This is a genomic window from Bacteroides sp. RTP31139st1_H2_RTP31139_211217, from assembly GCF_040227615.1.
In the GTDB taxonomy this organism is placed as follows: Bacteria; Bacteroidota; Bacteroidia; order Bacteroidales; family Bacteroidaceae; genus Bacteroides; species Bacteroides uniformis.
In genome coordinates, this window is the sequence record NZ_JBCNZM010000190.1 from 1 (window position 1) to 7,933 (window position 7,933).

Annotated in this window: 5 protein-coding genes and 2 pseudogenes; 4 read left to right on the forward strand and 3 right to left on the reverse strand. The window is 38.1% G+C overall.

Annotated features, from left to right (window positions below; translation table 11 throughout):
- Positions 1-37 precede the first annotated feature (37 nt).
- The 3 genes and pseudogenes from ABUA47_RS21160 to ABUA47_RS21170 form a co-directional block, all read right to left on the reverse strand.
- A complete protein-coding gene (locus ABUA47_RS21160; RefSeq protein ID WP_034528679.1) occupies positions 38-1,162 on the reverse strand; it encodes an OmpA family protein in 1,125 nt (374 codons plus the stop codon).
- A gap of 41 nt (positions 1,163-1,203) precedes the next feature.
- Positions 1,204-2,112: a DUF3869 domain-containing protein gene (locus tag ABUA47_RS21165; RefSeq protein ID WP_009036841.1), complete on the reverse strand. Its 909-nt coding sequence runs from the start codon at positions 2,110-2,112 to the stop codon at positions 1,204-1,206.
- 13 nt (positions 2,113-2,125) lie between these two features.
- Positions 2,126-3,106 (reverse strand): annotated as a pseudogene (locus ABUA47_RS21170) (hypothetical protein); the annotation flags it as partial.
- 801 nt (positions 3,107-3,907) lie between these two features.
- Between ABUA47_RS21170 and ABUA47_RS21175 the strand changes: the two are divergent.
- The 4 genes and pseudogenes from ABUA47_RS21175 to ABUA47_RS21190 form a co-directional block, all read left to right on the forward strand.
- The gene (locus ABUA47_RS21175) at positions 3,908-5,047 is read left to right on the forward strand and encodes a site-specific integrase (protein WP_009036838.1); all 1,140 of its coding nucleotides are present in this window, start codon (positions 3,908-3,910) and stop codon (positions 5,045-5,047) included.
- A 342-nt stretch (positions 5,048-5,389) separates the two neighbouring features.
- A complete protein-coding gene (locus ABUA47_RS21180; protein ID WP_349824459.1) occupies positions 5,390-6,637 on the forward strand; it encodes a hypothetical protein in 1,248 nt (415 codons plus the stop codon).
- Between the two features lie 13 nt (positions 6,638-6,650).
- Complete coding sequence (locus ABUA47_RS21185; RefSeq protein WP_009036836.1) at positions 6,651-7,541, forward strand: DUF3869 domain-containing protein; 891 nt, start codon at positions 6,651-6,653, stop codon at positions 7,539-7,541.
- A 40-nt stretch (positions 7,542-7,581) separates the two neighbouring features.
- Positions 7,582-7,933: pseudogene (locus ABUA47_RS21190) on the forward strand (cell envelope biogenesis protein OmpA); the annotation flags it as partial.

A 7,933-nucleotide genomic window follows, 5' to 3' on the forward strand; every position in this document is an offset into this window, starting at 1 on the left:
CCTTCATTTTTAGAGTCTATTTGTCACTTGGAGTATATTATTCCAGGATAACTACGCGGTTCAGGAAGTTCTTGCCGAACATATTGGCAGTACCACCGAATCCAACGAGTTCGAGCTGGTCTTTGTCAACACCCTGAGCAATCAAAGCATCGTAAACAACCTGAGCACGCTTTTCAGACAGCTTCTGGTTCCAAGAAGTGCTACCGGTAGCCTTGTCAGCATAACCTGCAACCTTGTACTTCTTGTCCGGATTAGCCTTCAGAATCTTAGCAGCCAATTCGATGTTAACCTTACCATAGTCGTCCAGACGGGCGCTACCAATCTTGAAGAAGATAGCACGCGGCCCGGCAACTTCAACTTCCTTAGTCACTTCCTTAACTTCAGGTTTAGCGTTGGCCAGTGCATTCTTGCAGTTAGCCAGGTCAGCCTGAGCCTGAGCCAGTTCACTTCTATATCTGTTGATTTCTGCATTGACTGCGTCTTCGTCAATCTTAGAAACCGGAATAAACTTCTTACCACCGAAGATGTAGCTAACACCTGCAGTCAAAGTTCCAGTACCTTCAGCCTTGCGATGGCTGCTGATATTGCCGAATACAGACGGAGCGATAGCACCGCGAGCTTCTACGTCAATAGCCCACTTAGTGTTGATATTGAACTTCAAGCCCAAACCAGCAGAAGCGCCTACACGTGCTCTAGCCTTTTCATCCCCATCAGGAATCATTGTTCCATCGTTTTGAATCAGCACATTAGCTGACTTTGCAACAGTTACTTGAGGACCCAAAAATCCATAAACTTCGAAGAAACGGTTAGGATTAACGCCTGCGAACAATGTAGAAAGATTGATCATTGCATCAATGTTACCACCAAAGTACGTCTTATTATGTTCCCAATACGAGTTATCCAGACACAAGTGCTGAGTAACACCATTGAACTGAGCGCGTACACCCCATGTCGGAGTAATCAACTTACCAACTGATACGCTAAAATGCGGAGCCAATTTATTGAAACCATCATTGTTGATAGCGTGGACACCACCACCTACACTCACGAAAATATTATCGCTCCATTTCGGAGTGTAGTAGTTCGTTTTTTCTTGTGCATTCAGATTTGCTGCACAAGCGCCTGCTAATAATAAGGAGGCTATTACTAATTTACTTTTCATTATTCCTTTAGTTTAAAATTAAAATAATAACTAAAACGATTTTAGTAAGCTGTACCGTCACCATTACCACCACCAGCATTGTTTCCATTGCCATGACCGTGACCATGATCATGAGTAATTGAAACAATATCTTGTGTTGCAGTTGTATTAAGTGCAACCTTAATATTTACACCAGGAATATTATATACCACACCATCTACTGTTGCTGAAACATTATTTACAGAAGTCTGATAGTTTGTAGTAGCTTTCAAAGTAACAGTTGTATAAGGTGCAATTGTTACTTTTTCTGTTCTAACTACTGCAGTAAAACCGGTATTAAGACCTTCTACAGCAGCTTTCAACACAGCTTTCAGTTCTTCATTAGACAAAGCCTTAGTAGCAGGTATATTTGCATCAATCCAAGTTTTTACCTCATCAATGTTAGTAACTGTTTGACCGACATATGCTGTATATGACAATTCTTTGTCTTGAGGATTGGGGCCATCATTGGTATAACTTCCACCATCTACAACCTGACCTATTTCAGGCTTTATAGTCTCAGGATCAGGAGTAGGATATACATCCTTAGCGGCATCTGTTATTTTCTGCAAGAAAATGTTTACTGGAACAAAAGCGAATTGTCCTTTATTCAAAGCAGGAATCACAGCTTGTCCTTCGCCTGGTAAATAATCTTTTTTTGTAGCAGTAAACTTTCTTGTTTCAGGTGCAATTTTACCATCAGCACCAGCCTTCACTTCAGTGTCACCTGTAATATTAAGGCCTTCTGTTATGATAGAACGATCCCCCAAATCATATACAGTAACAGCAATGGTAGCACTTGCAGGATCCAATTCCACAGGTGCAACATTGAATTCTTCCTTTTCGCAGCTTGTGAACATCACACTCGTCAAAGCTACTGCAGCCAATGCTAATTTAGCATTTACGCCACTTAAAAAACTTTTCTTTTTCATCTCAATTAATTAATTAAAAATTTAACAATTCTGACTTAATAAAATATGGGTTAAAACTATTTTCTTCCATCATATTATCACTTGCCTCTGCCTTGTATTCCTTATAATAATACCTTTCATTACCTGCATTATAAGAAATACCCATATTGGTAGAAGTATTCACACGCGGTACATATCCTTTCCTTTTATACTTATAAGGAGGCAATGCCACCTGAAACCGGAATCCTCCATTCGCTTTAGCATGCTCTGCCTTCATGGCATAAAAGCCGATTGAGCAATAACGGAAATGACGAATCATATCGAATTTAATCCCCTTTTCCTTCAACAAATACTGTTCAGCCTTCAGTGTGAACTGTGTATTAAATCGCGGCCAATAGAAATTTCCCCCCAAAGACCACGTCACACGCCATAATGAAGGATCATATTGGAACTTAAATCCGTCCCAACGTCCAGCTCCCGTATATCCTATTCTTGCCAACAAAGAAAAGCGCTCATCATTAAAGGGTCGAAAGAAATCTACATCAGCACCATATCGGTTGCCACTAAAATAACCTACTGAGAATTTACCAAAAACGTTATAAGGCAATCGAAAACGTTGTGAAAGAGTCAGAAACCCCGGATGAACCTTTCCTTCCCGAGCTCCATATCCATCATTATAAATTGGTATCTTCACTTGTGCTGTGGCTTTCATACCCTTCCATAACGAAATTTCTATTGCAGGACTCAAATCAAATAGAACTTGATAAATCTGCGTAATAATCACGTTCTTGAAAGAGAATTCCGGATACACCAATATATCAATCTTGAACAAAGAGCTATTTTTCAACTTTATTTTCCGTGCATTCTTCCAAGTATCACCCAATTCATAGCTTACATTCCAGTCATCACGTTCTGCTTGGAGCACCGAATCACCCTTTATAGGATGATAATAAAGAGAAATCTGGGGTACATTATTATCCAGAACTATTATGCGGCATGACTTTTCTTCCGGAATACACCTGCTAACAAATGGGCTTTTTATCTAAAACACAGACAATCCTTTGCTTCTCTCCCTTTGTTTGTCTGCTGTTGCATAGGGAATTAATGACGCCTAACGGCCATGAACAACTCTGCTAATGGTCGTCAAGCGATTGCTTTATGGTCGTAAGCAGGGTTGTTCATGGCTGTTAGGTGTCACTAACTCCAAGGCTTTTACGGATGAAGTACGTAGCCCGCATCTATTGTGGATAGGGCGCAAATGTATTGTACAACAACTTAAAGGATATTAGACGGCATTATTCATAGCCGTGAGTTAGGAATCATCCGCTTGAACGGCTCACTCTCCCGGTACTTTTCATAGCCTCTGCGGAATGCCGAACTGATTGATTTATGTAGCTCTTGCGTAATATTATGCTAGTAAACAGATTGTTACTACAAAACTCAGGCGTTTCAGACAAGTGGAAGCTAAATTTGCTTCCACCTTTTCGGATTGCTTCCACCACAGGGCAAATGCCGATGGATAGGGGGATACAGGAGGTGGGTGGAAGTGTGGAAGCAAAGTGATGGAAAATAAATTTCCAGAGAAAGTTTCCGCCGTCATAGCAATAGCCACACTCTTGATAGTTTAATTGTTTCTGGCTTATTATTATATTTGTTCTTTCAGTAACGTGGCGTTCTATACTGTAAATATTTGATAGCTAATAAGGTAATTATAAAAAAGACAAGAGTGATAGAACATGAAAACAATTTTTAGGATTGACTTTTGTTACTGTTTTGTTACTACTAATAATAAACTGTATGTTTTTATTTAAAGAATATGAAAAAACAATTGAATTTAAAAGAGCCAATAAAGGTGAGAACAAAAAAATTGGTTAATGGATGCCAATCCATATATCTGGATATTTATATGAATGGAAGGCGACAATACGAATTCTTAAAGTTGTATATTATCCCTGAACATAATCAAGCTGATAAAAAAAGAAATGCCGAGACGCTAAATTTGGCAAATGCGATAAAGGCTCAGAAGATTTTGGAAATATATAATCAAGCTTACGGATTTAATCATAGCAGATTGTCCAATATGAAGCTGACTGGCTATATGAAATTAATAGCAGAACAAAGTGTGAACAATAGAGTACGGAAAAGTGCCATACATGCTGTTGTATGCCATTTGGAAAGGTATACTCCGAATGGAATATTGCTAAGAAAGGTGGACAAGACTTATTTGTTGGGTTTTATAGATTACTTGAAGAAAACAAAACAAGAACATTGTAAGAAGGAAAAGACATTACATGTTAACACCCAATTCTATTATTTGAAAACGCTGCGATACTGCTTGAACAGGGCCGTATCTGAAGATTATATAACTGTTAATCCGATGAATAAAATAAAGAATGAGGACAAACCAAAACGTAATCGAACAGAAAGGGATTATCTTACTATAAAGGAATTGACCAGATTGGTTCATACTCCTTTTTATAATATCTTATTAAGGAAAGCATTTCTATTCAGCTGTTTTTGTGGATTGAGGCATTGTGATATTATTGCATTGAGATGGGAAGATATACGCTATGATGAAAATGGCAATGCACTATTGAGTATTATTCAGAAGAAGACGAAAGAAGCCATATCGCTTCCACTCTGTTCGGAAGCCATAAAACATCTGCCAGACAGAGGAAATGCACCAGAAACGGAAAAGGTATTTGCCGGATTGGTCTCACTGGGACGAAGTAATGTGATTTTACACAAATGGGTTGAACAAGCTGGGATATCAAAGCATGTAACATTTCACACAGCGCGCCACACACATGCAACAATGATGCTGACATTGGGAGTAGATTTATATACAGTCTCCAAACTATTGGGACATACCAATATACAGACAACACAAATTTATGCAAAGCTTGTAGATGAAAGTAAAAAGAAGGCTATCGATTTAATTCCTAATATATCATAGGGGTTGGTTAAATGCGAAGTGCAATTTGTCATTCTCTTTAATTCTTGCAGATATTTCTTCTATTTATCCTTTCTACAGAGATAAGTGAGTTAGCCAAAACTGCTAAAAATGACTATTTGGCACAAAAAACAACATTCTGTATAACAATTACGTACAACTATATTAAGGATTTCAAGATAGCTAATATACTTCATATAAACAATCTGAGTCTTTATTAGGGGCTTTTGAGGAAAAAACAACATTATTTCGTTTTTTCATATAAAAATCTTTGGTATTATTAAAAATGTGTCTATTTTTGCACCATATTTTGTGTTATACGGACACAAAAAATGGTTGAAAAAGATGAGGTATAAAAACTCTAACATAAGAAAGTGCCTAACAACTAAAACAATAGCACAATGTGCAGCGTTCTTTTTATACTGTTTGCTTCCTTTGAAAGGGATTTGCCAAACGGGGGAAAGTACTGTAAATGCTTTAGTGAAAATGGGATTTGAAAATGTTGGATGGACAGAAGATGGCAATGAACGTGTTTATGTTCTGCAGAACTCTGCATATCGTTTGCAAGGTGTAGGCATAGGCAAAGCGGTGGATGTTATCCAAAAGATGGGTTTACCGGAAGAAAAGTCATGCCGAATAATAGTTCTGGACAATAATGTACCCCAGATTTCTCTTTATTATCATCCTATAAAGGGTGATTCGGTGCTCCAAGCAGAACGTGATGACTGGAATGTAAGCTATGAATTGGGTGATACTTGGAAGAATGCACGGAAAATAAAGTTGAAAAATAGCTCTTTGTTCAAGATTGATGTATTGGTGTATCCTCAATTAGCTTTCAAGAATCTGGTGATTACACAGATTTATCAGGTCTTGTTTGATTTGAGCCCTGCGATAGAGGTTTCGTTATGGAAAGGAATGAAACTAACGGCACAAGTGAAAATACCGGTTTATAATGATGGGTATGGAAAATATGAAGGTAAGGTTCATCCGGGAAATTTGACTCTTTCACAACGCTTCAGGTTGCCGTATAATGTGTTTGGCAAAGTGACTGTCGGATATTTTAATGCGGATCAATATGGATTTGATGTGGATTTTTTTAGGCCTTTTAATGATGAGAGATTTTCTTTATTGGCTCGAATAGGATATACTGGAACCGGATATTGGAATGGATTTAAATTGCATTATGCTCCTTCTACATGGGTTGCTACTTGGTCTTTGGGGGGTAGCTTTTATTGGCCGCAGTTCAATACCCAGTTCACGCTGAAAGCTGAACAGTATCTAATGAAGGAAAAGGGGGTCAGATTTGAAATGGTTCGTCATTTCCGCTATTGTTCGATAGGCTTTTATGCTATGAAAGCAGAGCATGCCAAGGCGAATGGAGGATTCCGGTTTCAGGTATCATTGCCTCCTTATAAGTATAAGAGAAGAGGGTATATACCGCGTGTAAATACCTCTGCCCATATGGGCATTGTATATAATGCGGGTAATGAAAGGACTTATTATAAGCAATACAAGGCAGAGGCAAGTGATAATATAATGGAAGAGAATAGTTTTAACCCATATTTTATTAAGTCAGAATTGTTAAATTTTTAATTAATTAATTGAGATGAAAAAGATTAAATTCTTAAACGGCATAAATGCAGTGTTTGCACTTGCCGTAGTAGCTTTGGCTACAGCTTTCACTTCTTGTGAAAAAGAAGAGTTCAATGTAAATATTGAGCCTATCAATGCGCAAGCTACTATCAGTCCGATTGTACTTGCTGTAGAGAATGGCGTTACAACTGATGTAACAAGTGTTGCTACGGTCACTATCAGTCCGTCAGCTACGTTTACTGGTAATCCTACTTTGGCAGCAACTACAGCTACGGTTACCGCTTCTTATAATGATATGAGTGTAGAAGTTAAAGTTGCTGTTCCTGCATTGCAAGCTGGCCAGTTTGCTTCTTTAACTCCGACTATTATTCTTCAAAAAGAAACAGCAGAAACAAAAATCGTTGTAGATCCTCAAGAATCTACAAATACTGAGAATAAGGAGGGTTTTGAAGATAATACGACAGATTACTATTACTATACAACAGGAAAATATCTTAATAAGTCAGGAAATAAGGTATTGGAAGATACAAAGGTGATCAATACAACAGATTTACTTGAAATCGGAGCTATTAATTCTTTCTTTAGTACTCTTAAAGATACTTATAAAGAGGAAGAAGTTGAGATAGATAAGGAAATTCCGGTTTATGCTCACTCTCGTACGATAATTAATGTCGCTTATACTGTTGTAACTACTGATTATAAGATTGTTAAAAAAGCTGATGCCAATACAAAAGCAGGGGAAGAAATTTTAGCTTCTATGAAGGTTAAAAATTTTGCGACTGCTTTAGGAGACATCCTGGTTGATCAACAGATTCCTGGTCACAATCACGCTCCTGCAGGTCATGGTCATGGCCATGGTCATGGTGGAGATAATGCTGGTGGCGGTATTGTTGTTGCTGATTAACAGAACGTTTAGTTGTTATTTATCTTAAACTAAAGAGAAAATGAAAAGTAAATTAATGATAGCCTCCTTACTATTGGCAGGCGCTTGTGCAGCAAATCTAAGTGCACAAGAAAAAACGAACTACTACACTCCGAAATGGAGCGATAATATTTTCGTGAGTGTAGGTGGTGGTATCCACGCCATCAACAATGACGGTTTCAATAAGATTGCTCCGCATTTCAGCGTATCAGTTGGTAAGTTGATTACTCCGACGTGGGGTGTACGTGCTCAGGTAAACGGTATTACTCAGCATCTGTGTTTGGATGATGCTTATTGGGAACACAACAAGACTTATGTAGGTGGTAACATTGATGCAATGATCAATCTTTCTACATTGTTCGCAGGCGTTAATC

Coding starts and splice junctions, on each gene's coding strand:
- ABUA47_RS21165 (WP_009036841.1), bottom strand. CDS start 2,112: ATGAAAAAGAAAAGTTTTTTAAGTGGCGTAAATGCTAAATTAGCATTG.
- ABUA47_RS21160 (WP_034528679.1), bottom strand. CDS start 1,162: ATGAAAAGTAAATTAGTAATAGCCTCCTTATTATTAGCAGGCGCTTGT.
- ABUA47_RS21185 (WP_009036836.1), top strand. CDS start 6,651: ATGAAAAAGATTAAATTCTTAAACGGCATAAATGCAGTGTTTGCACTT.
- ABUA47_RS21175 (WP_009036838.1), top strand. CDS start 3,908: ATGAAAAAACAATTGAATTTAAAAGAGCCAATAAAGGTGAGAACAAAA.
- ABUA47_RS21180 (WP_349824459.1), top strand. CDS start 5,390: ATGAGGTATAAAAACTCTAACATAAGAAAGTGCCTAACAACTAAAACA.